Source organism: Mycobacterium sp. 1274761.0, from assembly GCF_001668615.1.
Lineage (GTDB): Bacteria > Actinomycetota > Actinomycetes > Mycobacteriales > Mycobacteriaceae > Mycobacterium.
This window is the reverse complement of record NZ_LZMC01000036.1, coordinates 1-22,685: the sequence shown is the minus strand read 5'-3', so window position 1 is coordinate 22,685 and position 22,685 is coordinate 1. Positions and strand designations below refer to the sequence as shown.

Sequence of the window (22,685 nt, the reverse complement as noted above, 5' to 3'; positions counted from 1 at the left end):
GGGACGTCGCAACCGGGGAAGCGGCCGACGGTCGGTAGCGTGGCTCGGGTTCGACGCTCGGGCGCGGTATCGGCTTGCTCACCGCCCCGCCGCGGATGGCCTCGGCCAGCTGCGAATTGGGCAACGGCCCGTGGCCCATTAACAGCGCCGGCGGAGCTGGGCGCGCGGGGTCAACCGTGTCCTCTCCGGCGCGTGGCTCCTGTGCGGCGTCGGCTGCTTCCCACTCGGCGATGACGTGGATGACGACGCTGGATGTGGTGGGGGATTGTTGCGTCTTGGCTGGGCAGGTCTGCGATCCGCAGGCGCAGACCAAGTAGTCGATGCCGTGGCCCAGTGCACCGATAGCGTCCGCGCGGCGTTCCCCCATGCTGCGCGGGTCGGCGTCACAGACTGCTCGGGCCATCGCGGTGGCGCGGGCGAAGATCGCTTTGGCATCGAGGGCCCGCAGCCGGCCCCACACCGGGGTGGTGTCATCGTCGTCGTCGCAGCGGCCGAGCGCGAAGTCGCGGCCGCGCACCGCGTCTTGGGTGCGGCGCACCGCATCGGGGTCATAGCGGTGCACGAGTGAATTGATGGTTTGGCGCAGTTTGTCGCGCGATAGCGGCCCCCACTGGGTCGCCTTCGCGGCGATCTCGGAGTCGATGCACGCCAGCGCCTGCGGGTCGAGCACCAGCTGGGTGCCCCAGGTGATGGCGGCCACCACCCGTGCCGACAGTTCGCCTTTCAGATGCAGCGCGGCGACGTGGGGCAGCCGCTCGCGCAGCGCCGCGGCGATGTGCATCCGGCCCGAGGCGGCGCGCTGGCCGATATTGAGGGTGCTGCCGATCTCGGCGGCCACCCCGTCCCACGGGTCAAATGCCCACAACGCCGTTTCGACGTCGTCATCGACCCGACGGTGCACCAGCTCGGCGATCGCGGCCAGCTGACGCGCGGCCTCGACCGCCTCGCGCCGGGCGGCGTCCTCGATCACGCCGATCAGTTCCGCGTCGCCGAAGCCGGCAAACACCGCATCGAACATATGTTCGAGTATGCCACGACCCACTGACGCGAACTACCACGTCAAGCATGCCTGTGGACAACTCGGTGAGGGCGCCCACTACTGTGCCAGTCCGCACGCCGTCAACACACTCAAAAGCGCGTCTACGGCAAAATCGAAGGCATGGTCGGCCGGTGCAGCGAAGCCGATGATGACGCCGTCGGGATCGGGTACCTCGGGTCCGGCCAGCGGATGGCGCATGATCGACAGGCCCTGTAGCGCGATGCCGGCCTCGCCCGCACGCCGGAGTACCTCGTGCTCGGCGCCGTCGGGCAGCATCAGCACCAGGTTCACGCCGGCCGACAACCCGCTGATGCCCACATCGAATCCTGACAGCGCGTCGACGAGCATGTCGCGGCGTCGGCGGTAGCGCATTCTCATGCGCCGGATGTGCTTGTCGTAGCCGCCGGTCGAAATGAAATCGGCCATCGTCAGCTGTGCCACCACGTCGACGTAGTACTGCTGCCCGCCTGCCGCCTGACTCACCGCGTCGATCAGCCTGTCCGGCAATACCATCCAGCCCAGCCGCAGTGCCTGCGACAAGCTCTTGCTCGCCGAACCCAGATACGCCACCCGATCGGGCGACAACGCCTGCAGCGCCCCGATCGGTTGGCGGTCGTAGCGGAACTCACCGTCGTAGTCGTCGTCGACGATGACGCCGCCGGTGCGTTGCGCCCAGTCGACGACGGCCGCGCGTCGAGACGGGTGCAAGGACATTCCGAACGGGCTGTGGTGGGCGGGCGTCAAGAGGACGGCAGGCGTCTCGATATCCTCCAGGTCGGAGACGACGGCACCGCGTTCGTCGACGCCGATCGGCACCGTCGGCACCTCCAACGCGGCCAGCACATCGCGGAAGATGAACAGCCCATAGGCCTCGATCGCGATCGGCCCTCGGCCGCGGAAGACGCGCCCGAGCAGTTCCACGGCATGGCGCACGCCTGCGCACACGAACACCGAATCCGGTGAGGTACGCACCCCGCGCGCCCGCGTCAGGTACTCGGTGAGGGCCTCGCGTAGTTCGGGCCGCCCGCGGGCGTCGCCCATGCGCAGCGCCTCGGTCGGCGCCCGCGACAGCGCCCTGCGTGCGCTGGCCGCCCATTCCGTGCGGGGAAACTCGGACACGTCCGGGGTGCCGGGCATCAAGTTGTGCACGGGCGTCGGCGGGTGACCGCGAGGTCGCGGAACCGCCTGAGCGCCGGCGGTATTGAGCACCCAGGTGCCCGCACCCTGACGCGCCGCCAGCCAACCCTCGTTCACCAGTTCGGCGTACGCCTCGGCCACCGTATTGCGGGCCAACCCCAGATCGGCCGCGAGGCTGCGTGACGGTGGAAGCTTTGATCCGGGCGCCAACCGGCCGGAGCGCACGGCGTCGCGCAAGGCGGTGAGCAGCGACTCGCGTGCCCCGCGCGCCCCGGGCGCGATGGTTGAGCGCAGATCAAGATGAAGATCGCGACTACCAGAATTGGCCCACGAAGCCATGCCCGAATTGAACCACCTAGACGGGCCTATCCGCACTAGCGTTGATGGCATGACAACAACACTCGAAACCCAGACCAAAGACCGCATCAAGATCTACAAGGCGTCCCCGGAGCTGCTTGACGCGATGATGGCGCTCAGCGCCGCTTCGGCCAAGGACGTCGAACCCGAACTCGGTGAGCTGATCAAGATCCGCGCATCGCAAATCAACCACTGCGGGTTCTGCCTCAACATGCACGTCGTCGACGCCCGCAAGCACGGCGTCAGCGAGCAGAAGCTCGATGTCCTTGCCGCATGGGAAGAGGCGGGCGATCTGTTCACCGAACGGGAAAAGGCTGCCCTCGAGCTCACCGAGGCCATCACCGCGATCACCGACGGAGTGCCCGATGACGTCTACGCGCACGCGGCCGAGGTGTTCACCGAGCGCGAGCTGGCACAGGTCATCGCGATGGCAGTCACCATCAACGCCTGGAACCGCATCAACGTGACGGTCCGTACGCCGTTGCCGCGCCGCTGATACTGAACAGGATGCAAACCCGGTCCGGCGCGGAGATCACCGTCGACGGCGACGTGGTGGTCAAACTGCACCGTCCGGGCTCCGATCCGAGGTTGCTCGAGGCCCGGCTCCGCATCGCCGCGGAGTCGGGCTCGTTCGTCTCGCCGCTGGACACTGTGCCGCAACGCGCCGGGGTGCGGTGGCGCACCCGCTGGCCGCGGGTGGAAACCGTTGCGCCACAACCTGACCGGCTGCCATGGAGTGAAGCCGGACGCTTGCTGGCGGCGTTGCACACCGAGCCGGTGCCACCCCGCACGCCCGTACACGGTTGGCCGCAGCGACTGCGACGCGCAATCGACACCGCTCGTCAGAATGACGTCGTGCGCCGCGCGGCCGCATCGCTGCCCGTCGACGCCTGGCGGGCGGGCTCACCGGGCCGGCCGTCGACCCTCGTGCACGGCGACTGGCATCTCGGCCAACTCGGCAGGCACTCGCCCACGGAGAGGTGGTTGCTGATCGACGTCGACGACCTCGGCGTCGGCGACCCGGCCTGGGACCTGGCCCGGCCAGCCGGCTTCTGGGCCGCGGGGTTGATCCCCGACGCCGACTGGGCGGCGTTCGTCGACGCCGACCGCGGATCGGGCGGACCAGCCGTGCCGCTCACCGACCCGTGGTCGGTGCTCGAGCCGTTCGCCCGCGCGGCCGTCGTGCAGGCCGCCGCGAGTCACCCCGACGACGAGCTGCTCGTCGCGGCGTGCGCCCGGATGGGTTAGCTCGAGAAGAACAGCCTGCCAAAGCCCTGCTTGCGGTAGTGCCTGTTGCCGCGGTGTCCCCAACCCGGGCCGTATTCGTATCCGTAGCCGGGCTGCGGCGGCGGAGGCGGAGCGGCCTGGACGAACCGGTTCTCCATCTGGGTGAGCGCCTCCAACTCACCGAAGTCCAGGAAGATGCCCTTGCAGGTGTCGCACTGCTCCAGGTGCACGCCGTTGCGTTCGTAGGTTTTCATTACCCCGGCGCACTTCGGGCACCGCAGGGTGTTGCCGGAGGATGGGGACGTCGGTGGTTGATATGGCGGGATGCTCATGGTTGGTCAACGCACAAGCAGGCTGTGAAGTGCCTGTGAACGATCACACCCAGTAGGGCACCCGCGCGCGGTACTGCCGCATGGCAATCGCGGCAAGGAGCCAGCCGACGGCGGTGAGCACCAGCACCACGACCCAGTGCCGCAGTTCCTGGTCGGCGCCGAGCAGCGGGGCCCGCACGATGTCGAGGTAGTGCAGCAGCGGGTTGAGCTCCACGATCTTGGCCCAGGAACCAGCACCCTGATGTTGCAGCGTGGACTCGTTCCAGATGATCGGCGTCATGAAGAACAACAGCTGCACGACGCTGAACAGCAGCGGGCTGATGTCCCGGTAGCGGGTGGCCAGAATCCCGAAGCAGATCGATACCCACACGCAGTTGAGCACGATCAGCCCGAGCGCTGGGATGACGGCGAGGTCGGTCCACTTCCACGGCTTGGGGAAGATGATTGCGATGATCACGAAGATCACGATGTTGTGTGCGAACAGGATGATCTGGCGCCACACCAGCCGGTAGACGTGCACCGACAGCGGGGTCGGCAGCTGCTTGATCAACCCCTCGTTGGCGATGAACACGTCGGCGCCCTCGAGGATGGCCGCGTTGATCAGGTTCCAGATGATCAGGCCGAGCGTCACATAGGGCAGGTGCTCGGCCAGGTCCAGCTTGAACAGCTTCGAGTACAACCCGCCCATCGCGACCGCGGTGACACCCGTGGCGATGGTGATCCAGAACGGGCCGAGCACCGACCGGCGGTAGCGCTGTTTGATGTCCTGCCAACCCAGGTGCAGCCACAGCTCGCGGCGCGCGAAGCCGTCGACGAGATCGCGCCAGGCGCGGATCATCGTCCGCGACTGCGCCGCTGCGTCGGTAAACGTCATAGCCCTTTTCGCTCTCCCCCTGCCCTACGGGCGGGAGGTGCCCCCACGCCTGCGCGGTGCCGAGTAAACCTTTCCCGCCTGCCCTGCCTGCGCAACCGCACCCATTCCGCCAGCCCGCGTGGGTCGCGCCGAGACACCAGGAAGTACCACCCGAACCTCAGCCACTCCTGCGGCAGCAGCTTGCGCAGCCCCGGCTGCGACAGCAGGTAGCCGCGGTTGCGGTAGGTGTAGAAGCGCTTGGTCGCGTTGTCGGGGTACTGGGTGTGCATGCGGCCACCGAGGATCGGCTTGAACTCATCGGTGCCGCAGGGGTGCAAATAGATAGCGTCCAAACACGTTCCGAACGGCAGGCCGGACCGGACCAGCCTGCGGTGCAGCTCCACTTCGTCGCCGCGGACGAACAGCCGGAGATCGGGGACGCCGACGGCCTCGATCGTCGACGCGCGAAACAGCGCACCGTTGAACAGCGACGCGATTCCGCGCAGCAGGTCCCCGGTGCCGTCGGTGCGCAGTTCGCTGACCGAACGGCGCCACACCAGCCCGCGACGCAAGGGGAACGCGAGCCGGTCGGGGTCGTCGAGATTGCACACCATCGGCGAGACTTCGGCCAGCGCATGGGCTTCCGCACACGCCAGCAGCGTCTGCAACACCGTGGCATCCTGCGGGCGCCCGTCATCGTCGGCGAGCCACACCCAGTCGGCACCCAGCGCCAGCGCGTGCAGCATGCCCAAAGCGAAACCCCCGGCGCCGCCGAGGTTTCGGCGCGATCCGAGGTAGGTGGTGGCGACCGGCTGGCCGGCGACCAGATCGCGCACCCGTTCGTCGTTGTCGTTGTCGACGACGATGAGGTGATCGACGGCGCGGCTCTGGGTGGTCACCGCGTCCAGTGATTTGGCCAGCTCGTCGGGGCGCCGATGCGTGACGAGCACAGCGTGAACTCGCTCTTCGCGCGAGCGCTCATCGACAACGGACTCAGTCATGCGACCGCGCGTCCTCCTCGAGCACCTCGCGAACGTGACGCGCGGCGTCCTCTCCCTCGTAGGCGCGCACCACTTCCTCGATGCCGCCGGTCATCTTGACCGTGCCGTGGTCGATCCACATCGCGGTCTTGCACAACCGGGCCAAAAACTCGTTGGAATGGCTGGCGAACACCAGGATTCCCGAGCGCTCGACCAGCCCCTGCAGCCGTGCCTGGGCCTTCTTCAGGAACTCGGCGTCGACGGCGCCGATGCCTTCGTCGAGCAACAGGATCTCGGGGTCGATGCTGGTGACGACGCCCATCGCCAGCCGCACCCGCATACCCGTCGAGTACGTGCGCAACGGCATCGACAAATAGTCCCCGAGCTCGGTGAACTCGGCGATCTCGTCGACCTTCGCCAACATCTGCTTGCGGGTCTGGCCGAGAAACAGGCCGCGGATGATGATGTTCTCGAAGCCAGATATCTCGGGGTCCATGCCGACGCCGAGGTCGAAAATCGGGGCCACCCGGCCGGTGACGGTGGCGACGCCGCGGGTCGGTTCGTAGATGCCCGACAGCAGCCGCAGCAGGGTCGACTTGCCCGCGCCGTTGTGCCCGACCAAGCCCACCCGGTCGCCGAGCTCGAGCGACATCGTGATGTCCCGCAGCGCCTCGATCACAACGACGTTGGATTCGTTGCGACCGATCGTGCCGCCGGCCTTGCCGAGGAAGGCCTTCTTCAGGGAACGAGCCTTCGCGTCGAAGATGGGAAACTCGACCCACGCGTTGCGCGTCGAGATGTGCGGCTCGGAAGACGCGGTCAATGACAGACCTACAGGTACTGCCCGGTGCCCGACGCCGGCCCGCCGCGCTGACCCGGCACACCCATCCCGGGCGGCAGCGCACCCTGACGCATCTGCTCCAGCTGCTGGCGGGCTGCCATCTGCTGAGCGAACAGCGCGGTTTGAATGCCGTGGAACAGCCCCTCCAGCCAGCCCACCAGCTGCGCCTGCGCGATGCGGAGCTCGGCGTCGGACGGCACGACGTCCTCGGTGAACGGCAGCGTCAGCCGCTCCAGTTCGTCGCGCAATTCGGGGGCCAGGCCGTCCTCGAGCTCGCTGATGCTGGTCTTGTGGATCTCCCGCAGCCGGTTGCGGCTGGCATCGTCGAGCGGTGCCGCACGCACCTCTTCCAACAGCTGCTTGATCATCGTGCCGATGCGCATCACCTTCGCGGGCTGCTCCACCAGCTCGGTCAGTGACCTGTGGTCGCCCTGCTCGTCGGAGTCCGCCGGCTCGTCGCCGCCGATGATCTCGATGTTGTCGTCGTCGGTGTTGGTAGTCATTCGCTTAGGAAACCCCGTATTCCCTTCGTTAATCGCTGCCGCGCCATTCATAGATGCGCGCTTCGCCGTTGTCGTAGATCTTCTTCCACGATCGCGACTTATCTAGCGACACTAGCCCGTCTGGCATAGCGAACTTCAGCACCACTGGTGTGCTGGTCAGCACATACCTGATATTGAGCGCCTTGACCGCCTCGGCGATGCGGGGATCGGTGTCGGCGTCGTCGGCGTAGGCCCAGAACACGAAGCGCTGGTATCCCGGTCCCTGCTGGACCGGGTAGTCGTAGTGGGTCCACAGCGGGTGCAACCCCGCGACCGCGTACATCCATGCCGTGCCGTCGGTGTTCGCGTTGCCGATCAGGGAGTCGCGCGCGCCTGGCAGGTTCGCCAGGTAGGCGAACGCCTCGAGGTCCCTGGCGTCGATCATCACCGAGTCGTACTTCTCGCCGAACAGGAACCGACCCCGCGGCAGATAACACACACCGATGACCAGGGTGACGACCACCAACACCGCCGCCGTCGCGGCGTACCAGCGCGCGGCAGGCCCGGCTCGTCCTGGGCCGACGAGCCTGCGCACGCCACGCACGACCGCGCTCACCAAGACGAACAGGCCGGTGCCCGCGGCCGGCGCCAGCAGCATCGTCACGACAGCGGACAGCCTGCGCGGATCGCTGTAGAACAGATCGCTGAACCTGCCGGTGAGCGCGCCCAGCGGGCCGCCGAACGGCGCCGACGAGTGCACGATGCACACGACCAGACCCAGCCACAACACCAGCGGCCACCACACCCGCTTGTAAAGGAACGCCAGCCCGCCGATGCCCGCCAGCACGATCAGCACCCACTGGATCGGGAAGTCGTTGAGGTGGCGGGTGTGCTGCACCACTGCGTCGATCAGCCCGCGCTTCTTGCCCTCATGTGTGACGAATGCGTGTCCCTCGATGATCTCGGCCTGCTGCAGCACGCCGACGAACTGCGGCAGCAGCAGACACACCGTCGGCACCGCGATGGCCACCAGCACCAGAAAATCGGACAGCCTGCCGCGGATCGGGTGCCACAGCGCATCGACCAGCCACCAGGCGACGACGAACACCACCGCCACCACGCCGCCGGTGATGTGCACCGAGAAGAGGCCGAGCAGTGCGAGCACCGCCAGCGGGACCCGCTCCGGGCGGGCCACCGCCGACATCACCAGCGCCATTGTCGGTACCGCGATGCCGTAGGCGGCCAGGTTGGGCATCGACGCGACGTCGAATTCGACGTAGGGAATCGCGGTGAACGACGCCGACAGAGCCGCCGCGGTCGCGGCAGCTGCGGCGGCCTGCCACTCGGTGACCTTGTTGCGCAGCACTTTCCAGGTCAGCACCGCCCCGCTGACGGGGAAGAGCCACACCGCCACCGCCACCGAGCTCAACGTGTAGGCGGTGGTCGGTGCCGCGCCGGTCAGCTGGCTCAACACCGCCGCGAGCGCATGGAAGGTAGACGGGTAGTACAGCGCGTCATGGGTCTCGACGTTGCGCAGTTCGCCCATGTGGGTCGGCGACGCCTGGCCGGTGTCGAGGATCCAGCGCACTGTGTTGGCGTGCCAGACAGCGTCCCAAGTGCTCGGTATGGACTGCCAGTGCGGCAGCCCGGCGACCGCCGCCGCGCCGATCAGCGCAGCCCCGAGCACGACGCCAACCGCGACGGCCAGCGCGGGCCCCCCCGACATCGGCCGGCCCTCGACGGCGGGGGTGTGGAACCGGTTGAGCAGTTTTGGCAAAGCCGCAGCGACCGCGGTCACGACGGCCAGCGCAAACAGCGCGGTCCATCCGTTCCACGGGATGCCGATCGCACCGAACGGGACGATCGCCAGCGCCACTACGCCATAGGTCAACGCAGGCCCCACCGCGACCGCAACGACGATGGGCAGCCGGCACGCGCGAGCGACTATGGCTCCCGGCACTACCAGCAACAACACCGCCAGTAGCACTCCAAAGCCCAAGCTCACTGCACTAGTATGGCTGCCCAGGTGACCCGGTCCGGCACCCCCACTCCGGCGTTGGGCACCCATCAAGGCTTTCGGTTTGTGGATTCCACAGGCTCTTTAAGGTGGCTGGCATGGCATACGACGTCGCCCGGGTGCGCGGCCTGCACCCGTCTCTGGGCGATGGGTGGGTGCACTTCGACGCTCAGAACGGGATGCTGCTGCCCGACTCCGTCGCCACCACCGTGTCGACGGCGTTCCGGAACTCGATGAGGACGACGACCGGTCGGCACCCCTCCGCGTTGCGCAGCGCGACGGTGCTCGACGCGGCCCGCCAGGCGGTCGCCGATCTGGTCAACGCCGATCCGCGCGGCGTCGTCCTCGGCGCCGACCGTGCCATCCTGCTCACCTCGCTCGCCGACGCGGCCGCGTCGCGGGTCGGGCTGGGCTATGAAACCGTTGTCACCCGGCTAGACGATGAGGCAAACATCACGCCGTGGCTGCGAGCGGCGAATCGCTATGGCGCCAAAGTCAAATGGGCCGAGGTCGACATCGAAACCGGAGAGCTGCCGACGTGGCAGTGGGAGAGCTTGATCAACGAGGCGACCCGGCTGGTCGCGGTCACCTCGGCGTCGGCGACCTTGGGCACGGTGACCGATCTGCGCACGCCGACGAAGATGATGCACTCCGAGGGCGGCCTGGTCATCGTCGACCACTCCGCGGCCGCGCCGTACCGCCTCATCGACATCGACGAGGTCGACGCCGACGTGGTCGCGGTCAATGCGCTGGCCTGGGGCGGCCCGCCGGTCGGCGCCCTGGTGTTCCGCGATCCCAGCGTCATCGGCACGTTCGGCTCGATCGCGCTGAACCCGTACGCCACCGGAGCCGAGCGTCTGGAAATCGGCGCGCATCAGTACCCGCTGCTGGCCGGCCTCGTGGCGAGCATCGAATACCTGGCCAACCTTGACGAGACGGCGAGGGGAACGCGCCGCGAGCGGCTGACCGTGTCGATGCAATCGGCGGGGACCTACATGTCCAGGCTGTTCGACTACCTGCAGATGTCGCTGCGGTCGCTGCCGCTCGTGATGGTCATCGGCAACCCCGAGTTGTCGATTCCCGCGCTGAGCTTCGTGGTCAAGGAGGTGCCCGCCGAACGAGTGGTCCAGCGACTCGCCGACAACGGTGTGCTCGCCATCGCCAACGCGAGTTCGCGGGTGCTCGACGTGATCGGCGTCAACGACATCGGCGGCGCGGTCACCATCGGGCTCGCGCATTACACGACCACCGCCGAGATCGATCAGTTGATCCGCGCGCTCGCCTCGCTCGGCTAGTCAGCTGGGTTACTCGGTGACCCGCAGCAGCACCTTCCCGAAGACGTCTCCGGAGTTCAGCAGTTCATGCGCGGCCCCTGCCTGGTCGATCGGGAACTCCGCGCCGATCACCGGGCGGACGCGGCCGTCGGCCACCATCGGCCACACGTTGCGGACCACCTCGGTCACGACGGCGCTCTTGCTGGCGTGCCCCTCCACCGGCCGGCCACGCAGGGCGGTGGCGATCACACCGCCCCGCTTCCCCAGCAGCTTGCCCAGGTTCAGCTCGCCCTTGACGCCGCCCTGCATGCCGATGACGACCACGCGTCCGTCGTCGGCCAGGGCATCGACGTTCCGGTCCAGGTAGGCCGCTCCCATGATGTCGAGGATCACGTCGGCGCCCGCGCCGCCCGTCGCCGCGCGCAGCTGCTCCACAAAATCCGCTTCGCGGTAGTTGATCAGGATCTCGGCGCCGAGCTCCTTACAGAGGTCGAGCTTGCGCTTTGAGCTGGCCGTCACCGCGACGCGGCAGTCGAGAGCGCGGGCGATCTGGATGGCATGCGTGCCGATGCCGCTGGCGCCGCCGTGAAGCAGCACCACCTGGCCTGCGGCCAGCCCAGCGGTCATCACCAGGTTGGACCACACCGTGCACGCCACCTCCGGAAGGGCCGCCGCGTCGTGCAGTTCCACGGTGTCGGGCACCGGCATCACCTGTCCGGCGGGCACCGCGACGAACTGTGCATAGCCACCGCCTGCCAGCAAAGCGCAGACGGATTGCCCGATCGACCACCGGTGGACATCCTCGCCGACCTCTGCGATGGTGCCGGAGACCTCGAGACCCAGCGTTTCGCTGGCGCCTGCCGGCGGTGGATATTTGCCCGCGGCCTGCAGCAGGTCGGCCCGGTTGATTCCCGCAGCGCCGACCTCTATCAGCACCTCACCAGGTTTGGGCTGGATAGCGGGGACTTCCTGCCAGACGAGTCGGTCGGCGGATTCGACGACGATTGCACGCACCTAAAAAACCCTACCGGCTGCTCAAAAAGACCCTTGGCACTGTGAACCCCGTCTACCATTCCGTAGATGGAGGGGACGATTGCCGGGCGAACTGCTGGTGATATGCCCGGCCTCGACATCGCCGAGCAGCGGTCGTGGCAGAACTTCCTCGATTCGGCGCTGCGCATGTATGCGACGCTCAACCGGGCGCTCGTCGAAACGCATCAACTGACCCTCAACGATGTGCGTCTTCTCGACATGCTGGACAAGTCGGCTACCGGCTCTGCCCGCATGGGCGATCTGGCCGAAGGGCTGATGTCGTTGCCGAGCCGGGTGACCCGCCAGATCCGCCGGCTGGAGGTCGCCGGGCTGGTCCGCCGCCACGCCAGCCCGGACGACGGCCGCGGCGTGCTGGCCGGCATCACCGAGAACGGCCGGGTGCAGGTGCGCGAGGCGATGGTCACCTACGCCAGGGGTGTGCGCGAACACTTCCTGACCAAGCTGTCGCGGTCACAGATCGCCGCGATGGGGGAGAACTGCCGTCGAATCAGCGTCGCGCTGAAGGACACTCCGTCGGCCGCGAAGGTCGGCCGGGTTTGAAAGACCCGTACTCTTATCGGCGGTGGCGTGGCAGAGCGGCCTAATGCACTCGCCTTGAAAGCGAGAGACGGCTAACACCGTCCGGGGGTTCAAATCCCTCCGCCACCGCGGTGCCGGATGCCTCACCGTGATCGCGCGGGCTACGGTGTTGAGCATGTTCGAGAGCCTCAAACGATCCGCGCGCGAGAAGCTGCAACGCGCGGTGGCGGAGGTGGTCGACGCCGAGTTGACCCGGCGGCAGCGAGAACTCGACGAGCAACAGCAGCAGCTGCGTGCCCTGCACACTGAGCAGATGGCGGCCATCGACCGCCTGGCGGGCCGGATGATCGACTCCGACGAACGGTTGCACCGCAGGCTCTATGACCTCGAGCAGATCTCCCGCCGCGACATCCTCAATTCACAGGACGTCACCGCCGCGAGGGACAGCGCCGCCTTCGTGCTCGAACACATGCCGAACGCGGCGGTGTTCTGGCACCCGCATGACACGCTGCGGTTCGCGCTCGGCCAGATCAAAGGTCCCGGCCTCGCACTCGAATTCGGCGTGGCCACCGGCACCACGCTGAAGATCATCGCCGACGCCGTGGCGCACGACCGGACCGTCGCCGGCTTCGACAGCTTCACCGGGCTGCCGGAAGCGTGGCGTACCGGATTTCCCGCTGGGGAGTTCGCGCAATCGGAGATCCCGACCGTCGAGGGCACCGAGATCGTCGTCGGCCTCTTCGAGGACGAGCTGCCCGCGTATCTGGCGCGCACCGATGAGCAGGTCGCGTTCCTGCACGTCGACTGCGACCTCTACTCGTCGAGCAAGACAGTGTTCGATCTGCTCGGCGACCGGCTGGCGCCCGACGCCATCGTGCTGTTCGACGAGTTCTTCAACTATCCCGGCTGGCGGTCACACGAGTACCGGGCGTGGACGGAGTTCATCGAACGCACCGGCCGTGCTTTCGAATACCTGGCCTTTACAGGAAACAACGAGCAAGTCGCGGCCCGGCTGCACTGATCAGGAATTGAACAGCCGGCCCCAGTTCTCCCGGTTGGTCAGCGTCGGAAGCGCTTCGCGCCACGTCGCCTGCGCGGCCGGCGCTTCCTTCTGCAGCCGTCGCAGCGCCTTGGCGGCGCGACGCGAAACGCGCTTGAGTTGCTGCTTGTCGCGGCGCCGGAGCCGCACGCCCGACTGAGAAGCGTCTGTCACGACGGCAGAGTCGAACAATGACACATGCCACCACTCGTTGTGCGCGGCGGTGATCGCGACGGGACCGGGGATCGCACGCCCCAACCACTGGTAGACAACGCGTTTGGCCAAAACGAGGTTGATCCGGTCCTTGCGGGGACGGTGGCCTATCGGAACGATGCGCGGCGCGGTGCCGGTCAGCTCGCTGATCTTCACGGCCGGGTGCACGACGGTCTCGGGGAACTCGGCGCGCTCCTTGCGGATGGCCGCAAGCGCCTCCGGCCCACCGTCGTGAAGGACGCGCGGGCCTTCGAGGAAGTCCTCGATGCCGCGAACCATGGTGTACGCCAAGCCATATTGCATCGCCGACAGGCACTCGGCGATCTCGCGGCCCAGCCACCGGCTGGTGGTCTTGGGATCGATCCGGCCGTGCATGGCATGGGTGATCAACGCGTTACGCACGCTGAAGTACCGGATGAACTCGTCGCGGTCCTTCCAATGGAAGTCCGCGTGCCAGACGCCGGCATTGGGCAGCGTCGTGGTTGGGAAGCCGGATTCGGCTGCGCGCAAACCGTATTCGATGTCGTCCCACTGAAAGAACATGGGCAGCGGCAACCCGATGGCAGCGATGACCTCCGACGGGATGAGGCATGACCACCAGGCGTTGTATTCGGCGTCGACACGCTGATCTTGCTTGTACTTCAGCATGTTCGCGTTGTGCAGCGCGTTGGGCGCCCAGCGGCCTGCCCGCAGCCGCGGCATCTCGGTCTGCTCGGCGCCGACGTGCAGCTGCTTGGTGTTCTTCAGGTACAACATCTGCGCGCCGATGATGGTCGGGTGCGGCGTCAGGTTGGCAAAAGCGTTGAGCCGCAACACCGTTTCGGGATCCAGCAGAATGTCGTCATCCATCAGGATGACGTTGGCGTGGTCGGCGATGCTCGATATCTCGTAAAGGCCGCGCGCGAACCCGCCCGCACCGCCGAGGTTCGGCTGGCGCAGATACACCAACTTGTCGCCCAGCTGTGCAGCGGCGTCCTGATACAGCTGACGGGTCTCCACGGCGTCGGTGCCCTGGTCGGCAACGTAGACCGCGTCGATGCCGGCCAGCAGGCTCTTGTCGCCGGCGATGGTCGCGAGGTTCGTCGCGCAGTCGTCGGCCCGGTTGAACGTGCAGATGGCGATCGCGGCGGGCCGGATCTTCTCGGGCCCGGGCACCGTCCACTCCAGGTCGGTGATCTTCAGAGGGCCACCGACGGCGCGGCTTTCCATCCACAGCGCGCCGCCGTCGACGAATTCGTTGAGCCGGGCAGTGAGCTCCGCGGTGCCCGTGCCGTCTACTTCCCGGCTGGCGACGGTTCGCTCGGTGCCGCCGGCGTCCGATGCGCGCAGCAGCAGCGTGGCGGGACCGTCGGCGTCGAAGGTCAGCTTCAGCGCCACCTCGGTGGCGGTGGTCCAGCGCTGGAAGTAGCTGGCGGGCAGCCGGCCGAAATAGGTGTTGGTGTCGACGGTCGCGCCGTGTTCGAGGTGCAACGCGTTGCGTTCGCGGTGTGCCTTGCCCCCGATGATGCGGGCGTACATTTCGTCGGGCACCGAGGCGCTCGGACCGGTGAACAGTCCGCGCGCCACCACGAGCCGCTCAGGGGCGGCGTGCTCGGTGAGCGCTGCGCGCTCGGTCATGCTGCTCCTACTACCTTAATAATCCCTGCGTAGCCATCCAGCTCCCGCCAAGGTCCCCGTGGGAGCGTAACAAGCTCGCGTTCTGAAACAAGTTGACGGCGCGCCCCCCGGGTCAGGTATTTGAAATCGCCAGCTCAGCGGCGTTCGAGAATCGACTTCAGCCGGGCCAGATCCTGCGTCGTGGCGCGCCTGACGGCTGTGGCCAGCAGCGGCGCCGCCAGCCCGGTGTAACCGGTGGGCGCCCCCCGGTTGCGCAGCGTCATCCACGTGCCGCCCTCGCCTACGTCCTGCCACTCATACGTCGTCTCCATCGGAAACGGGCCGGCGTCGGAGCGCATGACGAACCGCTGCTCGGCCACCAGCTCCACCACCTCGTAGGTGTAGTCCAGGACTCGGCCCAAAAAGGCGCTGCTGAATCGGAACCGCGAGCCCACGGCGACAGGCGGCGCAGTTTCCCAGCGCACGGATCTGATGTTGGCGTACCACGCCGTGACGTTGTCGGGGTCGCAGCAGTAGGTGGCCACCTCGGGGCGGGGCCGGTCGATCGTGGTGTGGACCTCGACGTCGACGGTGGCCATCCCATCAGTGTGTCGCGGCCGGGCGCACTACGGTGACCATATGCGGGTGCTGGTTGCAGGATCCACGAGCGTGCCCGGCCTGCCGCTGCTGCGCGAACTGAGCGCGCGCGGTCATGACGTCGTCGGTCTGACGCGTGCGCAGTCGAAGACGTCGCAGATCGCGAGTGCTGGAGCGACACCGGCGGTGGTCGACGTGTTCGACGCCGCCGCGACAGACCGCGCCGTCGCGGACGCGCATCCGGACGTGGTGGTGTCGCTGCTGACGACGCTGCCGAAGCTGGGACCCATCCGGATGAAGGACTTCGATCCGGCGAGGAGGCTGTGGAGCACGGGCGCGTCGAAACTGGTGTCGGCCGCGCAACGGGCGGGCGCACGCCGGATCGTCGCCGAGTCAGTGATCTTCGCCTACGGCTATCCGACGTCCGGGCCCGCGCTGATGGACGAGACCGATCCGTATCCCGGTCCGCCCCCGAAAGGCGGGGCCGACATGCTGGCGGCGCTGCGCGGAATGGAGCGCACCGTGCTGTCGTCGGGGCAGCACAGCGACACCGAGGGAATCGTGTTGCGCTACGGGTGTTTCTACGGGCCCGGCGTGCCGCACGACGAGTTGTTCGTCCGGCTCGCGAAGTGGTGGGCGCTGCCCGCGCTCACCGGCAACGGGATCGTGTCGTGGGTCCACATCGACGACGTGGCGCGGGCGACCGCCGACGCGCTCGAGTCGGGCCGCGGCGGGCAGCTGTACAACATCGTCGACGACCGCCCGCAGTCGTTCGCTGGTTACGTCCGCGAGCTGTCGGCCAAAATGCACCGGCCGCCGCCCATTCCGGTCTCACACCGGCTGGCGCGTCTGGTGGCCCCGTATCCCGCGACGGCGTTCGGCACCACCTGGTTGCCGCTATCGAACGCAAAGGCCAAGGCGGAGTTAGGCTTTCGCCCTACTCCCCGGTGAAGTTGGGCGGCCTCTTCTCGAACGTCGCGCGCAAGCCCTCGCCGAGGTCCTTCGACGGCAGAAACGCCGCGTTCCACGCCGCCACGTAGCGCAGGCTCTCCGAGACCCGCGCGATGCGCTGCTGGTCCAGCACGTCCTTGACACCGCTAACGACCAACGGCGGGTTCACGGCGATCTCGGCTGCGGTCTCGTGTGCGGCCGCCAGCGACGCCTCCGGGTCGGGGTAGACGTCGTTGACCAGGCCGATCTTTTCGGCCCGCGCGGCGTCGATGTCTTTGCCAGTAAGCGCCAGCTCGCGCAGATGACCGTCGTTGAGGATGAGCGGAAGCCGGGCCAGGCTGCCGACGTCCGCGACGATCGCGATCTTCACCTCGCGCACCGAGAACTTAGCGTCGGCGCTGGCGTAGCGGATGTCGACCGCGGAGATCAGATCCACGCCGCCGCCGATACACCAGCCGTGCACCGAGGCGATGGTCGGCGTGCGGCAGTCGGCGACGGCGTTGATGGCCCCCTGCATACGCAGGATCGTGGCGTGGAAGTCGGCGCGGGCCCTGGCGTTGGGACCCTCGCCCATTGCGCCGGACAAGGAACCCCCCATCGCGATCAGGTCGAGCCCGTAACTGAAGTGCTTCCCCGACCCAGTCACTACGATCGCGCGGACTTCGCGGTCAGCGTCGAGCTTGGCGAACAGCTCGGGCATCTCGGCCCAGAATGCCGGGCCCATGGCGTTGCCCTTGCCCGGCCCGATCAGCGTCACCGTAGCGACGTGGTTTTTGATGTCGACGGTGACGGATTCATACGTGTCGCCCATGATCCGACAGGCTAGCCACTCGCCGTGGCTACGTTCCGGCCACCACCTCTTTGACGACCGCGCTGGGCATCAATTGGCACATCGTCGTGGCCATCAGCGATGCGACCATCTCCGACTCCGGGGTGGCCTGCTTGCCGCCCTGCTCCAGGATCGCCTTGATCACTGCGCGCTGTTCGGCCTCGTCGAGCTTGGTGAACTCGTCACACTTCATCGCCGCCCAGTTGGCCGGCGCGGGGACTTCGGGGACGTTGGTGTTGCCCGGCATCGGGAAGCCGGGGATCTGCGGAAGGCCGGGGATGTTCGGCAGGCCGGGAATGTTGGGGAAGTTCGGCTGGGCCGACGGGGTGCGGGTGGGCGAGTTGATGGGCGGACCCGGCTCGGTGGTCTGCGCGACGGCGCCCTCGGTGGTGCGTGAGCACCCGGTCGCCAGGCCGACGAAGATCAGGGCAGTCGCCGTCACCCGCACATGGGTCTTCATCTGCGCAACGATAGGCGCACGCGCGACGTAGCGTGGCATACATGCCATCCGAGACGCACCCCGATCTTCCGCCAGGACCCAATTCGCCCCCGACCGACGAACTCGACAGCGCCGAAGCCAGCCTTCACGTTTTGCAGAACGTGGTGCATCCGATCGCCGACGACGACTGGTCGAAACAGACGCCGTGCGCGGAGTTCGACATCGCGAAGCTGACCGATCACCTGATGAACTCGATCACGGTGATCGGCGGCGCGGCAGGTGCGGAGCTACCCGAGCGCAATTCGCGCGACTCCGTGGAGCGTCAGGTGATCGCCGCGGCGAGGCCCGCGCTCGACGCGTGGCACCGGCGCGGGCTCGACGGCACGGTGAAGTTCGGCGACAACGAAGCGCCTGCGCGCGCCATGGCAGGTATTCTGTCGCTCGAATTCCTGGTTCACGCCTGGGATTACGCGAAGGCGCTCGGCCGAGTCCCCAATGCCCCCGACTCACTGTCGGAGTACGTGTTGGGGATGGCGCAGAAAATCATCACGCCGCAGGGACGCAGCAGAGCCGGCTTCAACGATCCGGTGGACGTGGCCGCCGATGCGAATGCGCTGGACCGGTTGGTCGCCTACACCGGGCGCGACCCGGACGCTTGAGGGGCCGCCACACTTCGCAGACCGGTCGCTCACCGCGCTACGCGATCACAGCCGCTCGAGATAGAAGTACATATGGCGGCCATTGTCGAGCGCGCCCTTGCCGTTGGTGATGCGAGGACGGTGTCGTCATCGACCTTCTTGAAGTGATCGTGGATTGGCATGGAGTCGTACACCATGGTCGCGGTCAGCTCGCCGCGGAACTCCTCCATCCACAGGCTGGCTCCACCTTTCATCAGCTTTGTGTCCTCGTATTTGTTGCCGTCGGCGTCGAGGCGGATGATCGGTTGCACGTCGGATGCGGATCTGAACGTCGTCCAGAACTCGCCGAGGAAGCAGTCGCCCCGGTGACCGGTGGGCAGGTCGCCACCCTTCCACTCGCCGATCATGAACTCGATCGTCGCGGGTTCAAGTGATGGCCACAACGCCTCGAGGTCTTCGTAAGGGATTGGTCCGGCGTAGGCCTTCAACTCATGAAAACGATTGCGAGCTGTCGTCATACGCCGGCGTTCCAGCTTTCCGCGAACTCCAGAAACATGTCGTTCTCCTGACGTGAGGCGATGGTGACGCGCACCCCGTCATCGCCGTAGGGTCGCACGATGATGCGGCTCTTGGCCGACTCGCGCGCGAACTCTTGCCCGCGGCCGGGCAGCGGCAGCCAGACGAAGTTGGCCTGCGACGGCGGCACCTCATAGCCCGCCTGATGCAAGGCCGCTGTCACCCTTGCCCTTTCGGCGATTACGGCATCTGTGCGGGCCAACAATTCGTCGGCTGCGTCCAGCGACGCGATCGCGGCGGCCTGCGAGATGCTCGTCGCGCTGAACGGCACGTAGACCTTGCCCAGCGCGGTGATGATGTCGGGATCGGCGACGGCATAACCCACGCGCAATCCCGCCAGCCCGTAGGCCTTTGAAAAGGTCCGCAGCACAACGACATTGCTGTGGCTGCGGACCAGGCCGAAGCTGTCGGGCGCCATGTCCTCAGTGATGTACTCGACATACGCCTCGTCGAGCGCGATCAGGATGTCGGACGGCACCGCTTCGATGAAGCGGGCCAACGCGTCAGGGTCGACCACGGTGCTGGTCGGATTGTTCGGGTTGCAGACGAAGATCAGCCGTGTCCGGTCGGTCACCGCAGCCGCCATCGCGTCGAGATCGTATGTGTGGTCGGTCAGCGGCACCTGCACCCCTACGGCGCCCGCCGTGCGGGTCTGCAGCGGGTAGATCTCGAAGCTGCGCCAGCCGTAGACGACCTCGTCGCCGACGGTGGAGGTGATCTGGATCAACTGCTGGCACAGGCTCACCGATCCGCAGCCGACCGCGATGTGTTCCGGCGCGAAGTTGACGTGCTTGGCGAGCCGTTCCTTGAGCTCGACGTACCCGTTGTCCGGATAGCGGTTGATGGTGTCGGTGGCCTTCTCGATGGCAGCGCGCACACTGGGCAGCGGGCCGTACACCGTCTCGTTGCTGGCGATCTTGATCGCACCCGGAACGGTCCGCCCGGGCGTGTAGGCCGGCAGATCGGCCAGTTCAGGACGCAGACGGGCAGGCACCTGATCAGTCTATGGGCGGCCGTAGTGCGCTTTGCCTGGTGGCGTAGGCGATGTGTACTCTGTCGGATCGGCGGTAAACCGTCGGGAGGCGTGCCAGAGCGGCCGAATGGGGCTCACTGCTAATGAGTTGTCGCCCTCAAAGGCGACCGGAGGTTCAAATCCTCTCGCCTCCGCCGCGGCTCACGCAGCCACGACACAACTGAATACGCGTATGCGCCCGTAGCTCAACGGATAGAGCATCTGACTACGGATCAGAAGGTTAGGGGTTCGAATCCCTTCGGGCGCGCTTGAGGACTTGATTCATTTGGTGCCGGGGCTGACGTAGCGACTCGATCAAATGAGGTGCAAGGTCAACAAGACAATTGCGACGGTGGTCATGATCACCAGGAGGCCCACGACGATTCGCCATTGCGTCACGGTGAGTTCTTTCGACGCCTGGGTGGATTGTGCGCGATGCCTCTGTGACGGCCGGGGTATTGCAAGCACCGTGTCCTCCGCGCCGGTCTCGGCAGTCACCACTCCGAGTTGCCTGGCGAGCGCGTCAGCGAACTCAACGCACGTCGCATAGCGGTCCGCGGGCGCCTTTGCTAACGCTTTGGAAAATACCGGCCCTAGATCCTTGAGTTCGGGTCGCCTCGTACCGATCGCTGGGGGCGGAGTGCTGAGGTGTTGGCTGATGACGACTGCCGGGTTGGAATGCTGAAACACAGGCGTACCGGTGAGCAGATGGAAAGCTGTTGCGGCCAGTGCGTATTGGTCCGCACGCCCGTCCATCGGGTCTCCCAACAACTGTTCAGGAGCGGCGTACGCGACCGTTCCCACTGCCATGTTCGTGGCGGTGAGTCTCCTGTTGTCATCTGCCCATTTCGCTATCCCGAAGTCAGCTAGAAAGATTCGCTCTTTCGGGTCTTCCGGGCGGGACAGAAGGATGTTCGACGGCTTGACGTCACGGTGCAGCAGTCGCTGTTCGTGCGCGTAATCCAATGCCTCGGCCACTGCTCTGGTTATTCTGACCACCTCGTCCGGTGGTATTCCGTTCGGGTAGCGGGTCTGCAGCAACGTGGCGGCATCGGTACCGTCCACATAGTCCATCGAAATCCAGAGTCGCCCGTCTAACTCTCCGCGATCGTGAATTTCCACGATGTGCGGGTGCCAGAGCGTAGCGGCGATATCAGCCTCCCGGTTGAATCGCTGCCGATATTCGTCATTGACGGTAAGTGCCGCAGGAAGCACCTTCAATGCGTCATACCGCGGCAGCCTCGGATGCTGGGCCAGGTAGACCATGCCCATGCCACCTTCGCCGAGCTTGCGCAGGATGGTGTAACCGGCGTAAACCTGGCCGTCAGCTAACGGCATGTGTGAATCCTACAAGCCTCAGAGCAGCCGCGTGCCCTAAGCGCCGCGGGTCTCCGACGTCCACACCCGGCCGTCGAAATAGCGCATCTTGCGATGATCGTTCTGGTCGGGATACCACCCCGGGGCCAGACTGCCCGACGGTGGGGGCTGCGACGGCGCCGGCTGCTGAACGACGGTGCGCTCCCGGTACTCGCGGCCGCCGCGGGGGGCAAATGCCATACGCACGGCCCAGACGATCACCGCGATCACGACGATGACGATTAAAAGCCAGATCAGCGAATTTATCGTTCCGGCGAAGTTGCCCAAGCTGCCCATCTCGACCTCCCTCTGATGATTGACGGCGTCTCGGCGCGGGCGGCCATCATGGGAAGGCAGGCCGCACATGTCTTCGATTCGATGGTGGGATACCCGCACGCAGGGCAAATGCCGACAGCCATCGCAAAGTCCTCCCAAGATGCCGGCCCCCGACGACGCCGGTCGAATACCCTGCGCTGTTTCCGGTCAAACTAGGGTGATGAGCTCCACCAAGCGCATGGTTGTGATCCTCGTGGCTATCGTCGCCCTCGCGGCCATCGCTCTCCTTCTCGCCACCACCCAGCCCTGGAAGAGCGAGAGGGAGAAACAATGCGAGCGCATGGCGAACGCGAACATGCTCACCGGCGAGGAGTTCGAAGCATTCGTCGACATCTGCAAGGGGCTATAGCCGTTACGGCCGAGCGGCGTTCAGCAGCGAAATCAGCACAGGGATCCGCCGATCGTCGATGTCGGCGATGTCATTATGGGTCAACACATGTCGGAACATCGCGGCGCCGTCGAAGGTGTTGATCAGCACCGCCACCAACGCCGCGAAATTCTCCTCGCCGAACGCCTCGATCTCCTCAGCGCTGGGCACCGCCCGCGCGGCGTCGTAGATCTTGGCGATGTAGGTGGCCATTGCCTCGCGCAAGGTGTCGCGCAGCTTCTCATCGGTGCGCGCGGCGATCATCAGCTCGTAGATCACGGTGTTGGTGGAGTTGGCGGTGAGGTCGCGGATGATCGCCAGCACCTCTTCGATCGCCGGCCGGTCGGAGGGGATGTCGGCAATCCGCTTCGCAGCGGCCTCGAGCTGTCGCCGGCCTGCCTCCTGAGCGGTCGCCGCCATCAGGTCACCCATGGTCGGGAAATGGCGGAACAGGGCGCCGTCGGACACCTGCGCCCGCCGGGCGATGACCTTGGCCGACGCACGTGCATACCCGATCTCGATGATCGTGGCGATACTCGCGTCGAGCAGGCGGGCGATGGTGTCCTCGCGGCGCTGCTGCTGGGTTCTGGCCATTTCAGGCGGACACGGTTTCCCGTGCGCTCTG

General features: G+C 66.6%; 24 protein-coding genes, 3 tRNA genes and 2 pseudogenes. 11 read left to right on the top strand and 18 right to left on the bottom strand.

Going from position 1 to position 22,685, the window contains the following annotated elements:
• Positions 1-1,018, bottom strand: a 1,018-nt coding sequence (locus A5651_RS05910) for a DUF222 domain-containing protein (RefSeq protein ID WP_066976688.1), incomplete at its 3' end; no start/stop codon positions are given.
• A 78-nt stretch (positions 1,019-1,096) separates the two neighbouring features.
• Positions 1,097-2,515: a PLP-dependent aminotransferase family protein gene (locus tag A5651_RS05905; RefSeq protein WP_066976685.1), complete on the bottom strand. Its 1,419-nt coding sequence runs from the start codon at positions 2,513-2,515 to the stop codon at positions 1,097-1,099.
• Between the two features lie 49 nt (positions 2,516-2,564).
• Here A5651_RS05905 and A5651_RS05900 point away from each other — a divergent pair, with 49 nt between their 5' ends.
• Positions 2,565-3,029, top strand: coding sequence for a carboxymuconolactone decarboxylase family protein (locus A5651_RS05900; protein ID WP_066976682.1), 465 nt, complete (start codon positions 2,565-2,567; stop codon positions 3,027-3,029).
• 11 nt (positions 3,030-3,040) lie between these two features.
• Positions 3,041-3,781 carry an aminoglycoside phosphotransferase family protein gene (locus A5651_RS05895; RefSeq protein ID WP_066976679.1) on the top strand — a complete coding sequence of 247 codons (741 nt, stop codon included), beginning with the start codon at positions 3,041-3,043 and terminating at the stop codon, positions 3,779-3,781.
• Here A5651_RS05895 and A5651_RS05890 read toward each other — a convergent pair.
• From A5651_RS05890 to A5651_RS05865, 6 genes are read right to left on the bottom strand one after another with little or no spacing between them, the layout of a single operon-like run.
• Complete coding sequence (locus tag A5651_RS05890) at positions 3,778-4,092, bottom strand: zf-TFIIB domain-containing protein (RefSeq protein ID WP_066976676.1); 315 nt, start codon at positions 4,090-4,092, stop codon at positions 3,778-3,780. The two genes, A5651_RS05895 and A5651_RS05890, sit on opposite strands and share 4 nt — an antisense overlap.
• Positions 4,093-4,135: 43 nt before the next feature.
• On the bottom strand, positions 4,136-4,966 hold the full coding sequence (locus A5651_RS05885; protein ID WP_066976673.1) for an ABC transporter permease: 831 nt from the start codon (positions 4,964-4,966) through the stop codon (positions 4,136-4,138).
• On the bottom strand, positions 4,963-5,946 hold the full coding sequence (locus A5651_RS05880; RefSeq protein WP_066976670.1) for a glycosyltransferase: 984 nt from the start codon (positions 5,944-5,946) through the stop codon (positions 4,963-4,965). The genes A5651_RS05885 and A5651_RS05880 overlap by 4 nt, the downstream gene beginning before the upstream one ends.
• The gene (locus A5651_RS05875; protein WP_066976667.1) at positions 5,939-6,748 is read right to left on the bottom strand and encodes an ABC transporter ATP-binding protein; all 810 of its coding nucleotides are present in this window, start codon (positions 6,746-6,748) and stop codon (positions 5,939-5,941) included. The genes A5651_RS05880 and A5651_RS05875 overlap by 8 nt, the downstream gene beginning before the upstream one ends.
• Before the next feature lie 8 nt (positions 6,749-6,756).
• Positions 6,757-7,269: a bacterial proteasome activator family protein gene (locus tag A5651_RS05870; RefSeq protein WP_066976665.1), complete on the bottom strand. Its 513-nt coding sequence runs from the start codon at positions 7,267-7,269 to the stop codon at positions 6,757-6,759.
• Between the two features lie 28 nt (positions 7,270-7,297).
• Positions 7,298-9,253 carry a DUF6541 family protein gene (locus A5651_RS05865; protein ID WP_066976662.1) on the bottom strand — a complete coding sequence of 652 codons (1,956 nt, stop codon included), beginning with the start codon at positions 9,251-9,253 and terminating at the stop codon, positions 7,298-7,300.
• A gap of 110 nt (positions 9,254-9,363) precedes the next feature.
• On the opposite strand from A5651_RS05865, the gene A5651_RS05860 reads away from it, so the two are divergent.
• Positions 9,364-10,560 carry a cysteine desulfurase-like protein gene (locus A5651_RS05860; RefSeq protein ID WP_066976659.1) on the top strand — a complete coding sequence of 399 codons (1,197 nt, stop codon included), beginning with the start codon at positions 9,364-9,366 and terminating at the stop codon, positions 10,558-10,560.
• Positions 10,561-10,569: 9 nt separating this feature from the next.
• On the opposite strand, the gene A5651_RS05855 is transcribed toward A5651_RS05860, so the two are convergent.
• Entirely contained in the window at positions 10,570-11,553 is a 984-nt protein-coding gene (locus tag A5651_RS05855) for an NAD(P)H-quinone oxidoreductase (protein ID WP_066976656.1), read from the bottom strand.
• 66 nt (positions 11,554-11,619) lie between these two features.
• Here A5651_RS05855 and A5651_RS05850 point away from each other — a divergent pair, with 66 nt between their 5' ends.
• The 3 genes from A5651_RS05850 to A5651_RS05840 all read left to right on the top strand — a co-directional run bounded on the left by A5651_RS05850 (position 11,620) and on the right by A5651_RS05840 (position 13,132).
• Positions 11,620-12,132: a MarR family winged helix-turn-helix transcriptional regulator gene (locus A5651_RS05850; protein WP_066976653.1), complete on the top strand. Its 513-nt coding sequence runs from the start codon at positions 11,620-11,622 to the stop codon at positions 12,130-12,132.
• 21 nt (positions 12,133-12,153) lie between these two features.
• Positions 12,154-12,240, top strand: a tRNA-Ser gene (locus tag A5651_RS05845).
• Positions 12,241-12,286: 46 nt separating this feature from the next.
• Positions 12,287-13,132: a class I SAM-dependent methyltransferase gene (locus tag A5651_RS05840; RefSeq protein WP_066976650.1), complete on the top strand. Its 846-nt coding sequence runs from the start codon at positions 12,287-12,289 to the stop codon at positions 13,130-13,132.
• Here the strand turns inward: A5651_RS05840 and A5651_RS05835 are convergent, their stop codons facing one another.
• Together A5651_RS05835 and A5651_RS05830 are read right to left on the bottom strand one after the other, a co-directional pair.
• Entirely contained in the window at positions 13,133-14,980 is a 1,848-nt protein-coding gene (locus tag A5651_RS05835) for a glycosyltransferase (protein WP_066976647.1), read from the bottom strand.
• Between the two features lie 134 nt (positions 14,981-15,114).
• Positions 15,115-15,558, bottom strand: a complete 444-nt coding sequence (locus tag A5651_RS05830) for an SRPBCC family protein (protein WP_066976643.1) — start codon at positions 15,556-15,558, stop codon at positions 15,115-15,117.
• Between the two features lie 40 nt (positions 15,559-15,598).
• Between A5651_RS05830 and A5651_RS05825 the strand changes: the two genes are divergently transcribed.
• Positions 15,599-16,507 (top strand): NAD(P)-dependent oxidoreductase, encoded by a 909-nt coding sequence (locus A5651_RS05825; protein ID WP_066976691.1) that lies wholly within the window; start codon positions 15,599-15,601, stop codon positions 16,505-16,507.
• Here the strand turns inward: A5651_RS05825 and A5651_RS05820 are convergent.
• Both A5651_RS05820 and A5651_RS05815 read right to left on the bottom strand, forming a co-directional pair.
• Positions 16,494-17,318, bottom strand: a complete 825-nt coding sequence (locus tag A5651_RS05820; RefSeq protein WP_066976640.1) for a crotonase/enoyl-CoA hydratase family protein — start codon at positions 17,316-17,318, stop codon at positions 16,494-16,496. The two genes, A5651_RS05825 and A5651_RS05820, sit on opposite strands and share 14 nt — an antisense overlap.
• Before the next feature lie 28 nt (positions 17,319-17,346).
• Positions 17,347-17,796, bottom strand: a complete 450-nt coding sequence (locus tag A5651_RS05815; RefSeq protein ID WP_082943609.1) for a hypothetical protein — start codon at positions 17,794-17,796, stop codon at positions 17,347-17,349.
• A gap of 41 nt (positions 17,797-17,837) precedes the next feature.
• Between A5651_RS05815 and A5651_RS05810 the strand changes: the two genes are divergently transcribed.
• Positions 17,838-18,434 carry a TIGR03086 family metal-binding protein gene (locus A5651_RS05810; protein ID WP_066976634.1) on the top strand — a complete coding sequence of 199 codons (597 nt, stop codon included), beginning with the start codon at positions 17,838-17,840 and terminating at the stop codon, positions 18,432-18,434.
• Between the two features lie 45 nt (positions 18,435-18,479).
• Here the strand turns inward: A5651_RS05810 and A5651_RS05805 are convergent.
• Positions 18,480-18,931, bottom strand: a pseudogene (locus A5651_RS05805) (DUF4334 domain-containing protein).
• Positions 18,928-19,983, bottom strand: coding sequence for a histidinol-phosphate transaminase (hisC, locus tag A5651_RS05800; protein ID WP_066976630.1), 1,056 nt, complete (start codon positions 19,981-19,983; stop codon positions 18,928-18,930). Before hisC ends, A5651_RS05805 begins: the two are co-directional and overlap by 4 nt.
• An 84-nt stretch (positions 19,984-20,067) precedes the next feature.
• On the opposite strand from hisC, the gene A5651_RS05795 reads away from it, so the two are divergent.
• Positions 20,068-20,156 (top strand) — tRNA-Ser (locus tag A5651_RS05795).
• A 40-nt stretch (positions 20,157-20,196) separates the two neighbouring features.
• A tRNA-Arg gene (locus A5651_RS05790) sits at positions 20,197-20,269 on the top strand.
• Between the two features lie 233 nt (positions 20,270-20,502).
• Here A5651_RS05790 and A5651_RS05785 read toward each other — a convergent pair.
• Both A5651_RS05785 and A5651_RS25215 read right to left on the bottom strand, forming a co-directional pair.
• A pseudogene (locus A5651_RS05785) lies at positions 20,503-21,339 on the bottom strand (serine/threonine-protein kinase); the annotation flags it as partial.
• Positions 21,340-21,375: 36 nt separating this feature from the next.
• Positions 21,376-21,654: a DUF2510 domain-containing protein gene (locus tag A5651_RS25215; protein ID WP_066976626.1), complete on the bottom strand. Its 279-nt coding sequence runs from the start codon at positions 21,652-21,654 to the stop codon at positions 21,376-21,378.
• Positions 21,655-21,853: 199 nt separating this feature from the next.
• Here A5651_RS25215 and A5651_RS05775 point away from each other — a divergent pair, with 199 nt between their 5' ends.
• Entirely contained in the window at positions 21,854-22,042 is a 189-nt protein-coding gene (locus tag A5651_RS05775) for a hypothetical protein (RefSeq protein ID WP_066976624.1), read from the top strand.
• Between the two features lie 3 nt (positions 22,043-22,045).
• Here A5651_RS05775 and A5651_RS05770 read toward each other — a convergent pair whose 3' ends face one another.
• Positions 22,046-22,654 carry a TetR/AcrR family transcriptional regulator gene (locus tag A5651_RS05770; protein ID WP_066976621.1) on the bottom strand — a complete coding sequence of 203 codons (609 nt, stop codon included), beginning with the start codon at positions 22,652-22,654 and terminating at the stop codon, positions 22,046-22,048.
• Positions 22,655-22,685: the final 31 nt, after the last annotated feature.

Coding starts and splice junctions, on each gene's coding strand:
- A5651_RS05885 (WP_066976673.1), bottom strand. CDS start 4,966: ATGACGTTTACCGACGCAGCGGCGCAGTCGCGGACGATGATCCGCGCC.
- A5651_RS05850 (WP_066976653.1), top strand. CDS start 11,620: ATGGAGGGGACGATTGCCGGGCGAACTGCTGGTGATATGCCCGGCCTC.
- A5651_RS05870 (WP_066976665.1), bottom strand. CDS start 7,269: ATGACTACCAACACCGACGACGACAACATCGAGATCATCGGCGGCGAC.
- A5651_RS05860 (WP_066976659.1), top strand. CDS start 9,364: ATGGCATACGACGTCGCCCGGGTGCGCGGCCTGCACCCGTCTCTGGGC.
- A5651_RS05775 (WP_066976624.1), top strand. CDS start 21,854: ATGAGCTCCACCAAGCGCATGGTTGTGATCCTCGTGGCTATCGTCGCC.
- A5651_RS05815 (WP_082943609.1), bottom strand. CDS start 17,796: ATGAAGACCCATGTGCGGGTGACGGCGACTGCCCTGATCTTCGTCGGC.
- A5651_RS05810 (WP_066976634.1), top strand. CDS start 17,838: ATGCCATCCGAGACGCACCCCGATCTTCCGCCAGGACCCAATTCGCCC.
- A5651_RS05770 (WP_066976621.1), bottom strand. CDS start 22,654: ATGGCCAGAACCCAGCAGCAGCGCCGCGAGGACACCATCGCCCGCCTG.
- A5651_RS05880 (WP_066976670.1), bottom strand. CDS start 5,946: ATGACTGAGTCCGTTGTCGATGAGCGCTCGCGCGAAGAGCGAGTTCAC.
- A5651_RS05830 (WP_066976643.1), bottom strand. CDS start 15,558: ATGGCCACCGTCGACGTCGAGGTCCACACCACGATCGACCGGCCCCGC.
- A5651_RS05840 (WP_066976650.1), top strand. CDS start 12,287: ATGTTCGAGAGCCTCAAACGATCCGCGCGCGAGAAGCTGCAACGCGCG.
- A5651_RS25215 (WP_066976626.1), bottom strand. CDS start 21,654: ATGGGCAGCTTGGGCAACTTCGCCGGAACGATAAATTCGCTGATCTGG.
- A5651_RS05900 (WP_066976682.1), top strand. CDS start 2,565: ATGACAACAACACTCGAAACCCAGACCAAAGACCGCATCAAGATCTAC.
- A5651_RS05895 (WP_066976679.1), top strand. CDS start 3,041: ATGCAAACCCGGTCCGGCGCGGAGATCACCGTCGACGGCGACGTGGTG.
- A5651_RS05820 (WP_066976640.1), bottom strand. CDS start 17,318: ATGGGCGACACGTATGAATCCGTCACCGTCGACATCAAAAACCACGTC.
- A5651_RS05825 (WP_066976691.1), top strand. CDS start 15,599: ATGCGGGTGCTGGTTGCAGGATCCACGAGCGTGCCCGGCCTGCCGCTG.
- A5651_RS05835 (WP_066976647.1), bottom strand. CDS start 14,980: ATGACCGAGCGCGCAGCGCTCACCGAGCACGCCGCCCCTGAGCGGCTC.
- A5651_RS05905 (WP_066976685.1), bottom strand. CDS start 2,515: ATGGCTTCGTGGGCCAATTCTGGTAGTCGCGATCTTCATCTTGATCTG.
- A5651_RS05890 (WP_066976676.1), bottom strand. CDS start 4,092: ATGAGCATCCCGCCATATCAACCACCGACGTCCCCATCCTCCGGCAAC.